At 43.3% G+C, this 17,210-nt stretch carries 12 protein-coding genes; 5 read left to right on the forward strand and 7 right to left on the reverse strand.

Annotated elements, in window-relative coordinates; all coding sequences use genetic code 11:
• Nucleotides 1-238: 238 nt before the first annotated feature.
• A complete protein-coding gene (locus D1164_RS19740) occupies nucleotides 239-1,906 on the reverse strand; it encodes an ArnT family glycosyltransferase (protein ID WP_119351635.1) in 1,668 nt (555 codons plus the stop codon).
• Nucleotides 1,903-2,562, reverse strand: a complete 660-nt coding sequence (locus D1164_RS19745) for a phosphatase PAP2 family protein (RefSeq protein WP_119351636.1) — start codon at nucleotides 2,560-2,562, stop codon at nucleotides 1,903-1,905. The genes D1164_RS19740 and D1164_RS19745 overlap by 4 nt, the downstream gene beginning before the upstream one ends.
• 103 nt (nucleotides 2,563-2,665) lie before the next feature.
• Between D1164_RS19745 and D1164_RS19750 the strand changes: the two genes are divergently transcribed.
• From D1164_RS19750 to D1164_RS19755, 3 genes are all read left to right on the forward strand, one after another.
• Nucleotides 2,666-5,536, forward strand: coding sequence for a PD-(D/E)XK nuclease family protein (locus D1164_RS19750; protein WP_119351637.1), 2,871 nt, complete (start codon nucleotides 2,666-2,668; stop codon nucleotides 5,534-5,536).
• 211 nt (nucleotides 5,537-5,747) lie between these two features.
• Nucleotides 5,748-5,870: a hypothetical protein gene (locus D1164_RS24125; protein WP_262707173.1), complete on the forward strand. Its 123-nt coding sequence runs from the start codon at nucleotides 5,748-5,750 to the stop codon at nucleotides 5,868-5,870.
• A gap of 32 nt (nucleotides 5,871-5,902) precedes the next feature.
• Entirely contained in the window at nucleotides 5,903-6,559 is a 657-nt protein-coding gene (locus D1164_RS19755; RefSeq protein WP_119351638.1) for a transposase, read from the forward strand.
• 180 nt (nucleotides 6,560-6,739) lie between these two features.
• Here the strand turns inward: D1164_RS19755 and trmD are convergent, their stop codons facing one another.
• The 5 genes from trmD to acs all read right to left on the reverse strand — a co-directional run bounded on the left by trmD (nucleotide 6,740) and on the right by acs (nucleotide 14,615).
• Nucleotides 6,740-7,426, reverse strand: a complete 687-nt coding sequence (gene trmD / locus D1164_RS19760) for a tRNA (guanosine(37)-N1)-methyltransferase TrmD (RefSeq protein WP_119351639.1) — start codon at nucleotides 7,424-7,426, stop codon at nucleotides 6,740-6,742.
• Between the two features lie 57 nt (nucleotides 7,427-7,483).
• Nucleotides 7,484-8,227 (reverse strand): SIR2 family NAD-dependent protein deacylase, encoded by a 744-nt coding sequence (locus tag D1164_RS19765; protein ID WP_119351640.1) that lies wholly within the window; start codon nucleotides 8,225-8,227, stop codon nucleotides 7,484-7,486.
• A gap of 70 nt (nucleotides 8,228-8,297) precedes the next feature.
• Nucleotides 8,298-10,988, reverse strand: a complete 2,691-nt coding sequence (locus tag D1164_RS19770) for a bifunctional acetate--CoA ligase family protein/GNAT family N-acetyltransferase (protein ID WP_119351641.1) — start codon at nucleotides 10,986-10,988, stop codon at nucleotides 8,298-8,300.
• A gap of 295 nt (nucleotides 10,989-11,283) precedes the next feature.
• Nucleotides 11,284-12,615 carry an L-lactate MFS transporter gene (locus D1164_RS19775; RefSeq protein ID WP_119351642.1) on the reverse strand — a complete coding sequence of 444 codons (1,332 nt, stop codon included), beginning with the start codon at nucleotides 12,613-12,615 and terminating at the stop codon, nucleotides 11,284-11,286.
• Nucleotides 12,616-12,689: 74 nt separating this feature from the next.
• Nucleotides 12,690-14,615: an acetate--CoA ligase gene (gene acs, locus D1164_RS19780; protein ID WP_119351643.1), complete on the reverse strand. Its 1,926-nt coding sequence runs from the start codon at nucleotides 14,613-14,615 to the stop codon at nucleotides 12,690-12,692.
• A 412-nt stretch (nucleotides 14,616-15,027) separates the two neighbouring features.
• Here acs and D1164_RS19785 point away from each other — a divergent pair, with 412 nt between their 5' ends.
• Nucleotides 15,028-16,224 (forward strand): acetate/propionate family kinase, encoded by a 1,197-nt coding sequence (locus D1164_RS19785; RefSeq protein WP_119351644.1) that lies wholly within the window; start codon nucleotides 15,028-15,030, stop codon nucleotides 16,222-16,224.
• A 72-nt stretch (nucleotides 16,225-16,296) separates the two neighbouring features.
• Entirely contained in the window at nucleotides 16,297-17,199 is a 903-nt protein-coding gene (locus D1164_RS19790; protein WP_119351645.1) for a phosphate acyltransferase, read from the forward strand.
• Nucleotides 17,200-17,210 lie beyond the last annotated feature (11 nt).

Raw genomic sequence — 17,210 nt, forward strand, 5'->3', positions numbered from 1 at the left:
AAATCTTTTTTCATAGCCATCTAGCTCTTGTTGATTTGGAAATGCAAAGCTAGGTGGCTTATTATTTATTCATGTCCTTTTGTCGCTTGTCCTTATAAATCTATTTCCTCAGCGGTGTGGCTTTCATCTGTTTAAAAATTTTTGATTTCCGAATGCTCATCCGTCATCTGACGGAGAAGAAATTCAGGAACTCTAACAATAGGAAAGTGTTCCAACAATTTAAAAGTTTACCCCAAAGTTAAGGCTTCGGGTTTTTCGCCTTCCGAATATAAAAGACAAATCCGTTTTTCCGGCCTGTTTCTTCCAAATCGTCATATTTATCAAGTTGTTCCGCCCTGTGAATTTTGGTGACGAAGTACACGTCTTTGTCAATATCTCCGGTCAATAGCCAGTCGTCATCATAAAAGTTTGGGTTGTCCGTTGGTTGGGTCTCTCCATAAAAATAGGTGGCATATGATCTGAAATAGAGATTTTTAATATAAACATCCTCACCGGCTTTCGATTTGAAAAACTCGATGAGGGCATTTTGCGAATATTTTTCAATTCGAGGTACCAGCAACAGAAGTACGGACAATGTGAAGGCCAGTGTTGTTCCCCAAAGAAACAGGGCCCGTTTCACCGGTGCGGTTTTTTTGATTCGGGTAAAAATGAAAATAATGGCAAGTAAAAACAGCAGACCGGGTAAAAATTCAAAGCCCATCCAGCGGACGTCAGCTTTCAGGTTCTCCACGGCAAAAGGGTCGTGAATAAGGTCCCGGGAAATAATTTCATGTTTGTATTTGTCAATAAATTGCAACAACATAACGGGCAAAGCCAGTAAAACCGAAAGTACAATGATAAGTACAGACATCCATCTGCTCCATCGGATTGTTTTTTTGTGCGCGTGGTAAACAAAAGCAGCCGCAAGAAAAGTGAGCGGAAAATAGGTTAGCGATGAGTAATGGACAATTTTGGTTTTTACAATGGAAAAAAGAATTAACACTACCCAAAAAAGGATAACCATCCACTTTTTTGCAAACGGGTAAAAGGTTTCGTTCCCCGGTTCTTTTCCAAAAGCTTTCAATGCCAGAATGGACGAAGGAAATACTCCCACCAGCAACACAACAAAGTGGTATCCGAAAAAACCGCCGTGTCCTGCATCCTGCGTGCGAAACAGTCGTACCTGGTAAACGATAAATTCGACCACTGTATCCAGATGCCCGTTCAAAATTTGAAGAATAAACCACGAACCGCCTACCAGCGCCAGCACAGCAAAATAGGTTATCACATCCTTTACACGGACCTTTACCTTAAATCTTACCCAAAGCAGGAAAACTCCACCGGTGAGGGCAATCAGTAAAAAACCTACCGGCCCTTTGGTAAGCACTGCCAGTCCGGCAAACGCTGCCGAAAGTATAATGTTCCGGAGTTTATGCTGGTTCTCCCGAAATGCGTAAAGCATCAGAAACCAAACCCCGAGAAAGATGAATAAGTTGAACCAGGGATCGATAATGCCTGACTTGAAATAGAAAAACGGCAAAACCGATCCGGCGTAAGCTATTACCCATAATAGCCCGAAGAAGTTGTCCCGAATTTTTCTCCCCATAGCGAAAAGTATGGGCAGGGTAACAATTCCACAGACGGCATTGGGAAAACGGGCAGCAAACTCGTTGATGCCAAACAGTTTCATGGAAAGCACCTGCATCCAGATAAACAGTGGTGGTTTTTCCCAGAAGGGCTGAAAATTGATGTGGACAGTCAGGTAGTCGCCGGTTACTATCATTTCGCGCGCCGCTTCGGCAAAATTAATTTCATCCCAGTCAAAAAGGTGCACTCCACCCAAAAAGGGGATAAACAGCAAGGCGGCAATGGAAACGATATAAATTCCAATTTTTGCCGGATTGGCACGGTTGATTTTTTCAATCATTTTGAAGGATTTGCTTTTGTTAAAACAGAACTGTTGAGCCAGGTTTTGTTCCACTTTTCAACCCAGTAAAAAGAAGCCAAAAGTAAAATTACGGAAATAATGGAACCTACCGTAATATCGATGATAAAGTGCTGCGAGAGGTAAACCCTCGAATAAGCAACTAAAACCGCCAGAAGAAGAAGGGCTCCTTTCAGATATTGATTTTTACAAACCAGGGCAAGCATCAGGAACACATTAAATGCAGTGGCTGTATGTCCTGACGGAAAGCTTTGCAGACTGTGCTGGTTTACACCTTCCACAAGATGTAACTGGTATGTTTCAAACAGTTCAAAATATTTCGAAGGGCGGTACATATCGTCCAGTAACACTTTTTTGAACAGGTTGACTACACCGGCAGTGAGCAGGCTGCCCATCAAAAATGCGATGGCATACCGGTATTTTACAAACAAAAAAATGATGGTCAGAATGGCAATCATTGTGCCGTCGCCCAGGTGGGTCAGGTAACGGAAGAAACCATCAAAAAAAGAGGAATGCGCCTGGTTTAGCCAAATGTGCAGTCCGGGTTTGCTGAAGGTGAGCAGTAAAAATGTGCAAACCAGAAGGAATAAAACGTATGGCAGGAAAAAAAAGCGGTTTTCTGAAATCAGTTTCTTCATCAGTCAAATTTTTTAAAAACGGCATAAAATTCATAAAAAAATCGGAAACAACAATTTTTTGAATGTTCCTGCCATTCCTTATCTTCGGTGAAAATTTCAAAGAATGGAACGTTTTCTATCCCGTTGCGCGGAATATATTTTTGAAAAACATGCCGGTGAACTTCACGAGATTTGCCTCATTTTTCCAAACCGGAGGAGTGGTGTGTTTTTTAATTCTTATTTGCAGACCCAGCTTTCTGAGCCGGTTATAGGTCCGCAGGTTACCACCATCAATCAGCTTATTTCGGGATATTCCAACCTGCAGCAGGGGGAAAAATTGCGACTGGTTTCCATATTGTATGACATCTTTAAAAAGCATACACAAACAGAGGAAAGCTTTGATGATTTTTATTTTTGGGGTGAAGTGTTACTGTCCGATTTTAACGACATCGACCATTACCTTGTGAATGCCAGGGATTTGTTTACCAACGTTGCCAACTTAAAAGAGTTGGAAACCTTGTTTGACTACCTGACACCGGAACAAAAAAAGGCCTTAGAGCGATTTTGGGGAAGTATGGCAGGTACCAGCCCAAAAGCCCACCATGAAAAGTTTGTTTCTATCTGGGAAAAGCTTTACCCGGTTTATGCCGACTTTAAAAAATATTTACAGGAACAAGGCATGGCATACGGAGGAATGGTTTACAGGCAGGTTGTCGAGCGCTTTGGGGAGCAGGAGCCGAAGTTTGAATTTAAAAAATACTATATCATCGGATTGAACGCATTAAACCGGTGCGAAAAAGTTTTTTTTGAAACCCTGAAAAAGCAGCAGGATAAAGCTGTTTTTTTGTGGGATTATGACACGTTTTATCTGAATGACGTAAAAAATGAGGCCGGTCGGTTTATCCGGGATAACCTCCGGCAGTTTCCGCCGCCAGAGGATTTTAACCTGAATATTTCACATTTTTCAAAGAAGAAAAATATTCGGTTGGTAGCTGTTTCTTCCAATTACGGGCAGGCGCAGGAAATCCCCCGGTTTTTGGAAGAAATCGGGTCTGACTTAATAAATAAGTTTGATAATACGGCCGTTGTCCTGGCAGATGAATCCCTGTTGTTTCCGGTGTTAGGAGCTATTCCGGAAGGCTTTGAAACGGTGAACGTGACAATGGGCTATCCGGTAAAGAATGCAGTGGTTTACGGGTTTTTATTGTTGCTTGTGAATATCCTGAAAAATCTTCGCCGGAGTGAGGAGGGGCATCCGGTAGTGTATCATCGTTTCGTTACCGATGTTTTGAATCATCAGATGCTAAGAAATATTGAACCGGAGAAAAATGCCCGTTTTTTGGCTGATCTGAAAGCCAATAACCGCATTTCGGTTTACCTGAAGGAGATTAATTTTTCTCCGTTGCACAAGCTGATTTTTTCTCCGCCGGAAAGGGTGGGGGATTACAGCCGGTATTTTCTTAAAATTTTGGGCCGTTTTTATGATTTACTGAAAGATACTGAGCCTGAAAATCAGTTGTTGCCTGAGCTGATTTATTCCATCTACCAGTCCATTGAAAAGCTGGATGCCGTGGTTTCAGATGTTCTGCAAACGCAAAACCGTAAAATCAGTGATGCTGTTTACTTCAGGCTGTTTAGCCAGTATGTGGGGCAGGTTTCTGTCGCTTTCGAAGGAGAACCCCTCAGTGGGATGCAGGTAATGGGAGTGCTGGAAACCCGGTGTCTCGACTTCGAAAATCTGATTATTTTGGGGTTGAATGAAAACAAGTGGCCCCGAACTTTTACGGCCCCATCGTTTATTCCTTACAATATACGCAAAGGGTTCGGGTTGCCGGGTATCGACGAGCAGGATGCGATGTATGCCTATTATTTTTACCGGCTGGTGCAACGCGCCAGAAATGTTTCTGCTACTTATAGTACCCTGAAGGAAGGTATCAGTACAGGAGAATTGAGTCGCTTTGGCTATCAGTTGCGCTACGATTCGGGTTTTAATGTGAAAAATACCACTCTTGATTTTCCTTTTTCCAACGAACCCGCAACCCCTGTGTTGGTTCCCGGTTCGCTGGAAAAAACAACGGTTCTTCTGGAAAATAATTCAGCAAAAAATCCGCTTTCACCAACGGCCATGAATACCTGGTTGCAATGCAGCCTCCGGTTTTATTTCCGGTACGTTTTGCAACTCCCGGAACCCGACGAGATGAAAGATGAAATCGACAGTCCGGTCTTCGGGAGTATTTTTCATGAAACCATCGAGAACCTTTACAAGCCCCTGTTGGGTAAGACAGTGAACCGAGAGGATCTGGAAAAAATAAAAAAGGACAAGGTTCTTATTGAAAACGAAATCAGAAAAGCTATCGGAAAATATTATTTCAGGCAAAGGGAGCCGGGAGAAAAAAACGTGAAACTGGAAGGGAAAACCATATTGTTTTTTGAGAATATTAAAACTTTTCTGCAACGGCTGATCGATATTGACATGGAGCAGGCTCCTTTTCAGTTGGTTTCGCTGGAAGGAAACTATCAGACTGCACTGGATGTGAATGTGAACGGAAAAACGGTTCCTGTTTATATTGGTGGAAAAATAGACCGGGTGGACAAAATAAATGACACGTTGCGCATTCTTGATTATAAAACCGGAAATGTTGAGTCTTTTTCTTTTAAAGAAGTAGAGGAGCTTTTTGAAAAGGACAGGGAAAAACCTAAAAAAGAAATTTTGCAGGCATTGGTTTACTGTTTGATCTATAAAGAAAATACGAAGGAAACGGGGCATTTACAACCTGCCATTTACAGCCTTCGCAGGTTGTTCGAGGATAATTTTTCGCCTGAGATAAAATGGGATAAAAACATGTTTTCTTTTGACGAAATGGAAGCGGAATTTAAAGAACAGCTGCAAGACCTTGTTGCAGAAATTTTTTCATCTGATAGTCGGTTTTACCAGACCCCGCATGAAAAATTGTGTGGGTATTGTCCGTACAATAAAATCTGTCAGCGTTATTAACAGCCTTCTGCGCAGTGGTTTCAGCCGCCTCGTTTATGTGGCTGGAGACTGTGGAGACTGGAGATCTGGGACCGGGGGATCGGCGATTTCTAATCGCCGTTGGAGAAGCGGCGAATATAATTCTCCGATCCCCGAAAAGAAAAGGGAAAATTAGCTTTCCTGAATCTTGAGTCTTTTGAAAATACCCGGATTAAATGAAGCTGTTAAAAGAATGACGCGGTTTGAAACCGTATCACCTGACTGGGGAATGGGATCGGCGATTTCTAATCGCCGGCAGAGTTGCCATGAGTATAATCGCCCCACCCGGTTGGATAGTTTGCAATTGTCTGAATAATCCATAAATTGCAGTTTCGAATACCCGTTCCCATGAAAAAAGAATCTTACCGGCATAACCTGCCACATTTTCAACAGCCTGGTCAGGCATATTTTGTAACCTGGATTTTAAAGGACGCTGTTCCTCCTAAAGCATTATCCCAATACACTAAAAAACTTCAGCAACTAAAAAATCAGATCGATTTTCAGAAACAAAACAAACCGGAGAAACAGGTCGTTGACGATTTGAAAAATCAATATTATTCGGTGCGAAAAAAATACATCAAAGCTTTTGATGATTTGCTGGCTGTGAGCAATAAAGCGGTAGTTGATTTGGCAAAACCAGAGTATATTAATATAATTTCAGAGGCATTACATTTTTGGGAAAAACGTAAACTTAAAAATATTGCATATTCCATTATGCCTAATCATGTGCATTGGGTTGTAGAATTGCTCTGGAAAGATGAACAAAACAACCCTGTTTATTTACAGGATATTTTACATTCGGTAAAAAGACACACCGCATATACAATTAATAAATTAGAAAGCAGAACAGGGGCCTTATGGCAAAAAGAGAATTTTGACACTACAATTCGGAATGATAGGCATTTGTTTCGTGCGGTAGAATATACATTAGATAACCCGGTGAATGCAGGATTGGTAAAGGACAGAAATGATTGGGCTGGGAATTTTTTGTGCGAAGATTTTTGAACTTGAGTGGGAAAGAGGAATACTGGCGCGGTTTGAAACCGCGACACCCTGCTGGGGACTGGGATCGGCGATTTCTAATCGCCGTTGATGAAGAGGCGAGTACAATTCGCCGATCCCCAGAGAAAAGGTCGATAAATTATCTATCCTGAATATTGAAGAATAACGCGGTTGGAAACCGCATCACCCGGAATATTTTTTATACAAATCGGGACGCAGCTTTTTTGTGCGTTCGATAGATTGCTGGTGCTTCCAGTCATCAATCAGCTTGTCGTTACCGCTGAGCAGTATTTCCGGTACTTTCATTCCCTTGTATTCGGCCGGCCGGGTGTAAACAGGCGGGCTCAGCAGGTAGTCCTGAAAAGAGTCGGTGAGGGCAGATGTTTCGTCAGAAAGTACTCCGGGAAGCAGGCGCACTACGCTGTCGGTAATCACAGCTGCTGCCAGTTCTCCGCCGGTGAGTACATAATCGCCAATGGAAATTTCTTTGGTGATGAAATGATCGCGTACGCGCTGGTCCACCCCTTTGTAATGGCCACAAAGGATGATGATATTCTTTTTTAGTGAAAGCGTGTTTGCCTCTTTCTGGTCAAATAATTTACCATCGGGTGTTGTAAAAATGATTTCGTCGTAGTCCCGTTCCTTTTTGAGCGTTTCTATGGCTTTTTCAATAGGCTGAATGGCCATAACCATTCCGGCACCTTTACTGAAAGAGTAATCGTCTACCCGGCGGTGTTTGTCGCTGGAGAAATCACGCAGGCTATGGACATGAATTTCTGCCAGTCCCTTTTCCCGTGCCCGCTTCACTATAGAATGGTTTAACGGGCTTTCAAGTATTTCAGGTAAAACGGTAATAATATCGATCCGCATAAGCGTATTTTTTGCAAATGTAGTTTTTTTGGAGGAATGACGGCAAAATTAGGTGGTTTACAAGTAGAGCAATTTCCCTATTTCTTCCATGGCTTCGGTTGCCCTGGATTCAATAAAAACGTCGGTAACGGTATTTGTAAAGGGCGAAGGTTTTATATTTATTTCAATGATTTTTGCACCTGTTTTTTTAGCTATTTCCGGAATTTTGGCAGCAGGCAGTACTTCTGCATTTGTTCCGATAATAAGCAGAAGATCGGCCTTTTGGGCTTCCTCAAATGATTTTTTCTGGGCAAATTCCGGAATGGCTTCGTTAAAAAACACCATGTCAGGCTTTAAAATTCCTTTGCAAACAAAGCAGGTGGGCGGCAGGAAGTTAAGATCGGCAAAGCTCATGTCGTATTCAGAATTACATCCAATACATACCAGTTGTTTGTATGTTCCGTGTAGTTCGTACACATACTTGTTGCCGGCTTTTTGGTGCAGGTGATCAATATTTTGGGTAATGATTGATTCCAGAAAGCTACGTTTTTCCATTTTTGCCAAAATCTCATGGGCAATATTGGGTTCGGCATCTCCCAGTTTATCGTAGAAAATTTCCTTTATTTTTTTCCAGGATTGGAGTGGTTTTTTTTGAAAATATTCAATTTCAAGAAAAATAGGGTGTGTGGTATTCCACAGTCCCCCGGTACCCCTGAAAGGAGGGATACCGCTTTCCACTGAAACTCCGGCGCCGGTAAAGGCTACCATGTATCTTGATTCTCGAATAAGTTTAACGGCCTTTTTTATATTTCCGGTGTTCATTCCCCTTGTATGAAATAGTCCCGGCAGCTTTTGAAAAGCTGCCGGGAGCAAAACGTTTCAGTGTAAATAATTATTTTTCCGTCAGATCTTTACGTACCGTCACGGTACCATCTTCATTAAAACGTATTTTGAAGTTTAGTTTTCTGAAAACAGAAATCATCGGTTTATTATCGCGGGTGGTTTCAGCTACCAGCTGTTTTATTTCCCTTATTTTGGCTATTTCCATACAATATTTTGTAATAATATAGCCCAGCTCTTTTTTCTGCCATTTGTCGGTTATTAAAATGGCATATTCCATCACTTCCACATCTGGATCAGCAATCAAACGTCCAACTCCAATTAGTTTTTTTCGTCCTTCTTCTTCAATCTCAGCGACAATAGCTATTTCCCGATCGTAGTCAATAAAACAGAACTGCGTGGCAACTTCATGCGAATCGAAATAGAAATCGTACCGGAACCGATGGTAGATAGACTCTTTGGAGCAACTTGCCAGCAGTTCGAGCCACATGGGTTCGTCTTCCGGTTTAATGGGCCGCAACAAGACCGGTGAATCATCTTTTAGATTTGCCGATTGTACCAGACTTTCCGGATAGGGTCGCAATATCAGGTGTGAGTATTCTTTCACCGGATTTTTCATCACTTCTTCATCCACTACAATACGGGCGTCCAAAGCAATAACATCTTCTGATGTAACAATCAGCGGGTTTATATCCAACTCTTTGATTTCCGGGTAGTCGGCTGCCAGGTACGACATTCTGATGAGTGCTTCCACCAGCTTTTCAATATTTTTCCGGGGAGCTCCACGGTAGCCCTCCAAAAGTGGATAAATCTGGAGCGATTCAAGCATCTGTCTTGCCAGCCGTTCGTTCAGGGGAGGGAATTCCAGTCTTTTATCTTTGAATAATTCCGCACTGGTTCCTCCCATTCCTACTAACATGACCGTTCCAAATCCCGGATCCTTTTTGGTGCCGATAATGAGTTCAACGGCATCTTTAGTATCAACCATCCGCTGTACGGTAACACCTTCAATCTTTGCATCCGGTTTTTTTTCTGCTGCGGTTTTTACCATATTTCTGAATGTGGCGCGCACCATCTCATCGTCTTTAATATTCAGCGCTACACCGCCAACGTCTGATTTATGGGTAATATCGGGAGAATAGATCTTCAGTACTACCGGATATCCTTTCTTTTGTGCAATTTCAACTGCCTCATCTTCGGTGGCCGCCGGGGTAGGATGTGTGGTGTCGATTCCGTAATCGTTCACCAGCATTTTGGAGTCGTCCTCATTCAATATTTTTGCCTTCGGGAAAATTTCTTTCAGGTATTTTTCGCGAAGCAAATGCCTGTCATACTGGAATGAAACTGGTACCTCTTTGGGGGTTTCGTATAACATTTCCTGATTCTTGGCATAGTGAGAAAGTGTCATAAATGCACGAATGGCCTGTTCGGGTGTGGGATAATTGGAAATCCCTGCACGGTTAAATACCTGAATCCCTTCCCGCATGCTGGAACCACCGAGCCATGCTGCCATAATACTTTTTGATGTTTTTGAAGCCATATCCGCAATGGCCTGGGCAGTTTCGGTAGGCGAAGTCATGGCCTGAGGTGTTAAAAGCACCAGCACAGCATCTACGTTTTTGTCTTCCAGTACAATTTCGGTAGCTCTTGCAAAACGCTCAGGTGTGGCGTCCCCTAAAACATCTACCGGGTTGCCATGCGACCAGAAAGGCGGGAGGTAATCGTTTAGCTTCTGCATGGTTTCGTCAGAAAGATTTACCAGCTTGCCTCCCCAGGAAATAAGCGAGTCGGTTGCCATTACGCCGGGGCCACCTGCATTGGTAACAATGGCCAACCGGTTCCCTTTGGGAATTCGTTTCCGGCCAACAAGGTCAGTGAAGTCGAAAATATTTCCGAAGTCATAAACCCTTGCCAGTCCTGCCCGGTGGAAGATAGCATCATAGATAGAATCTTCCGACGCCATCGCTCCCGTGTGTGAAGCTGCTGCGGCTGCCGATTCGGGAAAACGTCCTGATTTGTAAACAATAATGGGTTTTTCACGTGAGAAAGCACGGGCTGCCGACATAAATGTGCGTGCTTGTGCCAGTGATTCCACATAAAGCACAATGGATTTCGTATTGGGGTCCTGACCGAAATAATCGATTAAGTCACCAAAGTTTACATCCATTGAGTTACCTATGGAAACGAAGTAAGAGAATCCAATTCGAGATTCATAAGCCCAGTCGAGTACGGAAGTACACAGGGCACCCGATTGGGAAATAAAGGCAACATGTCCTTTCTCTGGCATGCCGTTGGCGAAACTTACGTTCATGCTGAGTCCGGGAACCAATATTCCGAGACAGTTGGGACCTATTACCCGCATGTCGGGGAATTTTGCCTTTTCTGCTTTAACCTGGTCTTCGAGGGCCTTCCCTTCTTTTCCGGTCTCTTTAAAACCGGCCGACATGATAATTATTCCATGAATGCCCACTTCTCCACATTCGCGTACCAGTTGAGGAACGAATTTGGCAGCGGTCATGATAACTGCCAAATCGGGAACCTTGGGCAGGCTTTTTACATCAGGATAACACGGAATTCCAAATACTGCTTCACGTTTAGGGTTAACCGGGTAAACCACGCCGTTATACCCTCCACCAACTAAGTTGCGAAGAGTAATTCCTCCTACACTGTCCGGATTGTTTGAAACGCCAATTAATGCAATTCTTTTTGGCTTAAAAATACTGTCTAATTTTTTGATGGCCATTGGTATATTTATTTTTTAAGTTGAACCTAATTTATTGAATCTTCAAAGATGCCTGAAATTTTCTATAAAAAATATGAAAAAATCTCATGTTAGAAAATTTTGAAGACTAGATCTTTTTTATACTAAAAGATTTAAAAAGTATTTAATTGCCAGTATTGTATGGTAGTTTAGAAGTGCAAAAATTGTGATTTTATGTTTAAAAACAATCCTGCTGCAACCTGTTTGACAGCATTTATTGGCATTATTTCAAAAAAAACGCCTTATGGAAAAACATAAGACGTTTTGTATAACTTTTTTACCGCTTTGGCGGTTTGGTCATTAAGATTAAAAACGCTCCTACAATACATGCAACTCCTGCAATAATAAAAGGAGTGAGCCATGCTGAAGGTGTTTCTGCATTCTGGGCGGCATCTTTAAAAACGCCGGCAATTTGTGGCCCTGCAATGCCGGCAATTCCGTATGCGAAAAATACAAATCCGTAATTTTTCCCTACTGTTTTATTCCCGAAAAAATCGGCGGTAGCAGCCGGAAAAAGGGCAAAGTTACCCCCGAAGTTAAATCCGATAATGGCCGCTGCAACAATAAATGTAACTGTAGTTGCGCCCAGACGGTAGAGTAACAGCATGATAACCCCCTGTAAAAGGCACATCAGGAAAAGTGATACTCTTCTTCCGATTTTATCGGAAAGAATACCCCAAATAATCCGCCCAAGCCCGTTTAAAATAGCGTAAGTAGCCATGGCCGTTCCTGCAACAGAACTGGCCCAGGTCATGGTTGTTTTAAATTCCGGATTAGATGGGTTCAGGGAGCCCAGCTCGGAGTAGGTTAATGCATCGATTCCAAACAATTTAATGCAGTAGATAACCATAAGTCCTGCCAGGGCAGAAAATACGAAAGTGAAAAAAAGCATATAAAACTGAGGTGTTTTTAGCATTTCTCCCGTTTCAAAATTAAGGTGTCCACTTGCTTTAACCGAGTTGGCTTCGGGCGGAGCATAGCCCTTTGGAAGCCATCCCTGTGGGGGATCTTTCATTACCAGGCTTCCGATTAAAACCATGGCGGCAAAGATGATTCCATACAGAACAAAGACACTTCTGATTGCATCGAGCCCAAACAATTCGAGGTTGTTCAGAAGGCCTCCTCCCCAGGAACCGGCCCATTTCACCCAAATGGTGGCACCAAAGCCGAAGCCGGCCACTGCCAGTCCGGTCAGCATGCCTTTTCGGTCAGGAAACCATTTTACTCCTACTGCAATAGGCACAACATAAGCCAGGCCAATTCCCGAGCCTCCAATGATTCCGATAAACAAGAGCTGGGCGATAAAACTGTTACCGAAAAAGCCGGCGAGTACATAACCCAGGCCCAAAATAAGTCCTCCGGCCATAGCCAGTTTTTGGGGACCTATGGTAGCCAGTTTTCTTCCGGCCCAAATCATAACAAGAGCGAAGAAAAACAACCCGGCAGAAAATATCCAGGCTGCTTCACCCGCCGAAAAACGATAGGCGCCTTCGGCATCAGTGAGTTTAGGTGTAAAAACCGACCAGGCGTAAATTGCGCCCAATGCCAATTGGATCAAGATGGCTCCAAACACAACAAGCCACCTGTTCATTGTTTTTTGGTCATTCATTTTGTTCTTTTTAGGATGGTTTAAAAGAAAAAGACACCTTTGAATTGAAGGTGTCTTTCCGTTGATATTAGTACTTAACGTTTTACTTCCACTTTGGCTCCGCTGATAATATCTTCCACAACGCCCGGGTCGAGAAGTGTAGAGGTATCCCCAAGGTTTGTGGCATCGCCTTCTCCAATTTTACGCAGGATACGGCGCATAATTTTACCGGAACGGGTTTTGGGTAGCCCGCTTACAATCTGAATTTTATCCGGTTTGGCAATGGGGCCTATAAACTTGGTAACGGTTGCCCTGATTTCATCTTCTATCGTTGCCTGTTCCTTATCAGACAAATCTTCGCAAATAACATAAGCATAAATGCCTGAACCTTTTATTTCGTGCGGATATCCAACCACCGCTGATTCCACTACTTTGTGGTGCTGATTAATGGCATCTTCTACTTCGGCCGTTCCAATGCGGTGCCCTGAAACATTAATTACATCATCAATCCTGCCAATGATTCTGTAATATCCTTCTTCATCCCGTTTGGCTCCGTCGCCGGTCAGATACAACCCTTTGTATGCCGCGAAATAAGTTGTGTAGCACCGCTGGTGGTCACCGTAGGTTGTCCGCAACATTCCCGGCCACGGGAATTTGATGCACAGAATACCTTCCACGCCGTTTCCTTTTAGTTCATTCCCTTCCGGATCTACCAGGATGGGTTGAATTCCGGGTAAGGGCAGGGTAGCCAAAGATGGTTTGGTAGGAGTAATACCGGCCAGCGGAGTAATCATAATACCGCCGGTTTCGGTTTGCCACCATGTATCGACAATCGGGCAGCGGCCTTTGCCCACCAGGTCGTGATACCATCTCCAGGCTTCTTCGTTGATGGGTTCTCCTACCGTGCCCAATACTTTAAGGGAACTTAAATCATGGCTCTTGACCCATTGATCACCCTGGGCCACCAGTGCGCGAATGGCAGTAGGTGCTGTATAAAACTGATTTACTTTGTACTTGTCCACAATGTCCCAGAACCTTCCGGCGTCGGGCCAGGTGGGAACTCCCTCAAACATGATGGAAGTGGCACCACTGAGCAGTGGTCCATACACAATGTATGAGTGTCCGGTTACCCAGCCGATATCAGCAGTACACCAGTATGTGTCGCCGTCGCTGTACTGGAAAACATTTTTAAAAGTGTATTCGGCATAGAGCATGTATCCGGCAGTGGTGTGTACCACACCTTTAGGTTTCCCGGTAGAACCGGAAGTATAAAGGATGAAAAGCATATCTTCTGCATCCATCACTTCCGCTTTGTTTTCGGTACTAACCCCTTTTATGGCATCGTGCCACCAAATATCGCGGCCTTCTACCCAATGAACATGATCTTCGTTGGTCCGGTGCAAAACGATGGTGTTTTTAACAGAAGGACAGCTCTCCAACGCTTCGTCGGCAATGTTTTTCAGGTGGATTGATTTGGCTCCCCTGAATCCACCATCGGAAGTAATTAACAATTTGGCTTCAGCATCAATAATTCTGTCAGCCAGGGCCGAAGCGGAAAAACCTGCAAAAACAATAGAGTGGATTGCTCCGATACGTGCACAGGCAAGCATCGCAATAGCCAGTTCGGGCACCATGGGAAGGTAAATAGCAACACGGTCGCCTTTTTCAATACCTAATTTTTTTAAAGCGTTTGCAAATTGCTTTACTTTTTCAAAAAGTTCGCCGTAGGTTAGCCTTACTTCAGGTTCTTTCGGGTCATTAGGTTCCCATATAATGGCTACCTGATCTTTTCGCATGAACATATTACGTTCGAAAATATTTTCCGTAATGTTCAGCTTCCCGTTTACAAACCATTTTACGTCGGGCGCTCCTTCGCCTTCAAAGTTCCAATCGAGGACCTTGTCCCATTTTTTATGCCAGTAATGGCTTTCAGCAATGTTGGCCCAGAAACCTTCAGGATTGGCAACACTTTCGTTGTACTTTTGAAAATACTCGGCAAGACTGGTTATTTTATTTACCATAGCTTAGAAATTAAATTTTTGAATGATTAAATATTATTTAAAACTTCTCCTATTTCAGCAAAAGCATAAAACCTTAAACACTCCCGCTGATCGTTTTGTTCCCGTGGAAAATCGATCATAATTGTTCTCGGTTATAATTGCTTCGCATGAATATTCGAAGTTCAATAGAAAAAGATATGGTAAACAAACGTAAAGCACGTTTTTCCTTTGAATTTTGTAATTACTTATTAATAAATACGCGCGTAAAATAAGTAAAAAAAATAGTTTTTGGAGACGAAAATTATATATTGTACAACACCTTGTTTAATTCTATAAAAAACTTAATATCGATACATATATATCTGCCTGTTTTTGTTAACTTGAAAAGTTTTTCCTTTTCTGTTATTCAATGTAATTTAACCTTTTGCTCTTTATGAACGTACTGGTTTTAAATTGCGGAAGTTCATCCATAAAATTTCAATTGTTTCGGATGCCCGAAGAAGCATTGCTTATTCAAGGCAAAGCTGAACGGAATGAAACAGGGGGGACCGGTTTGTGGTTTAAAACCGAAAGCATAGAGTCAGCAAGCAATTGGGAAGGGTTCTCATTTGCGTATAATTTTGAGAAGATTTTGGCCGAATTGGTTCGTCCTTCGAATGGCTGTCTTGTGTCGTCTGAAGAGGTGGACGTGGTGGGACACCGTTTGATTCACGGAGGAGAAATGGATACAGCCGGCGGAGCCGTTAAAATTACAGAAAAGCTAATCTCCCACATGAAGACATGCGTACCGTTGGCGCCATTACATTATCCTCCAAACCTGGAAGGTATCCATACAATCTCCCGGTTGATGCCCGGAGTTTTGCAGGCTGGGGTATTCGATACGGCTTTTCATTATAGTCTGCCTCCGAGGGCTTTTTTATATGGAATTCCTTTGGAATGGTACCGGAAACATCAAATAAGGCGATACGGCTTTCACGGAACATCGCATAAATATGTAGCACAACGGGCTTGTGAACTGGCCGGTTTGCATTTTAGCCGGAGCAAAATTATATCCTGTCATTTGGGAAACGGGGCATCGGTGGCAGCTATTAAAAACGGGAAATCTATTGATACCTCCATGGGGATGACGCCGGTTGAAGGCTTACTGATGGGTACCCGTTCCGGAGATATAGATGCCGGGGTATTGATTTACCTTCAGCAACATTTTAATCTCTCTGCCGACGTTATTCAGCAGCTCATCAATAAACAGGGAGGATTACTCGGTTTGTCGGGCATTTCAGCCGATTACCGGGCGGTGGAGGAAGCGGCACAAAAGGGGAATGAGGCCGCCCTGAATGCCCTTGACGCTTACCATTACCGTGTGAAAAAATACATTGGATCTTATTGCATGGCTTTGGGAGGACTGGATGCGCTTGTTTTTACCGGAGGAATTGGAGAAAACAGCAGCAGGGCAAGAAAGGAAATTTGCAGTGAAACAGATTTTCTGGGAATCCGGTTTTCCGAAATGCTGAATGATAAAATGAACGGGACAGAATCCGTTATCAGTGAAACCGGTTCAAATGTAAAAGTGTTGATTGTTCCGGCCAGGGAAGAGTTGATGATTGCCCGGGAAGTAGCTAAACTGGTTTAAAACATAAATAAAACTGAGAAATGTTATCCTATCGTAAAAAGGATTGTTCTAAATTAGTGAGAAAATCTAACCATGGAAATACAATGCTTTAATGACTTGCTGGAAGCTGTGAAAAAGCAGCCTGAAAAACGTCTGGTTACCGTAAACGGTGTGGATGAAAATACGTTGGAAGCGCTAAACGAAGCAGTAGAAATGGGATTGGTTTCGGCTATCCTTACAGGAGACAGGAGTAAAATTGAGGAAACATGCAGCGAGCTAAACATCGATAGCGGAAATTACGAAATCATTCATACCGGTTCAGAGCGTGAAGCCGCAGAGAAAGCGGTGGAACTGATACACGACGGTTATGCCGATATGATAATGAAAGGGATGGTTTCCACGGATAAATTTATGAAGGTGTTGCTGAAAAAAGAGTTTGGGCTGGTGCCGGCCAAAGGGGTGTTGAGTCATGTAGCACTGATGGAAAGCCCTAATTACCATAAAATGCTGATATTTTCCGATGCCGGTGTGATTCCCTATCCCGATCTTCAGCAGAAAATACTGATGACGGGGTATCTGATTAAAACGGCGCAGTCGCTTGGTATTGAAAAACCGAAAGTGGCTGTGGTAGCACCCACCGAGCAAATCATTATTTCTATCCAGTCGTGCATGGATGGCGCTACCATTGCAAAAATGTCGGAACACGGGCAGATTGAAGGTGGCCTGGTTGACGGGCCCATGGCGCTTGATGTGGCCATTAACCGTGATTCGGCCACCATTAAAGGATTTACCTCGCCCGTTGCCGGTGATGCCGACTGCCTGCTTTTCCCAAATATTGATGCCGCCAACGTGTTTTATAAAACCAACTCGAAACTGTGTAAAGCCCAGATGGCAGGAATTATTGCCGGGGCAAAAGTGCCAGCCATTGTTTCTTCCCGCGGCGACAGCGAGAAAACAAAACTGAATTCCATCGCGGTGGCTTCTCTTATCAGTTGAGCAAATTTTTG

This window comes from Mariniphaga sediminis (assembly GCF_003573545.1).
Taxonomy (GTDB): Bacteria; Bacteroidota; Bacteroidia; order Bacteroidales; family Prolixibacteraceae; genus Mariniphaga; species Mariniphaga sediminis.

Coding starts and splice junctions, on each gene's coding strand:
- D1164_RS19755 (WP_119351638.1), top strand. CDS start 5,903: ATGAAAAAAGAATCTTACCGGCATAACCTGCCACATTTTCAACAGCCT.
- D1164_RS24125 (WP_262707173.1), top strand. CDS start 5,748: ATGACGCGGTTTGAAACCGTATCACCTGACTGGGGAATGGGATCGGCG.
- D1164_RS19765 (WP_119351640.1), bottom strand. CDS start 8,227: ATGAACACCGGAAATATAAAAAAGGCCGTTAAACTTATTCGAGAATCA.
- acs (WP_119351643.1), bottom strand. CDS start 14,615: ATGGTAAATAAAATAACCAGTCTTGCCGAGTATTTTCAAAAGTACAAC.
- D1164_RS19775 (WP_119351642.1), bottom strand. CDS start 12,615: ATGAATGACCAAAAAACAATGAACAGGTGGCTTGTTGTGTTTGGAGCC.
- D1164_RS19745 (WP_119351636.1), bottom strand. CDS start 2,562: ATGAAGAAACTGATTTCAGAAAACCGCTTTTTTTTCCTGCCATACGTT.
- D1164_RS19740 (WP_119351635.1), bottom strand. CDS start 1,906: ATGATTGAAAAAATCAACCGTGCCAATCCGGCAAAAATTGGAATTTAT.
- D1164_RS19790 (WP_119351645.1), top strand. CDS start 16,297: ATGGAAATACAATGCTTTAATGACTTGCTGGAAGCTGTGAAAAAGCAG.
- trmD (WP_119351639.1), bottom strand. CDS start 7,426: ATGCGGATCGATATTATTACCGTTTTACCTGAAATACTTGAAAGCCCG.
- D1164_RS19750 (WP_119351637.1), top strand. CDS start 2,666: ATGGAACGTTTTCTATCCCGTTGCGCGGAATATATTTTTGAAAAACAT.
- D1164_RS19770 (WP_119351641.1), bottom strand. CDS start 10,988: ATGGCCATCAAAAAATTAGACAGTATTTTTAAGCCAAAAAGAATTGCA.
- D1164_RS19785 (WP_119351644.1), top strand. CDS start 15,028: ATGAACGTACTGGTTTTAAATTGCGGAAGTTCATCCATAAAATTTCAA.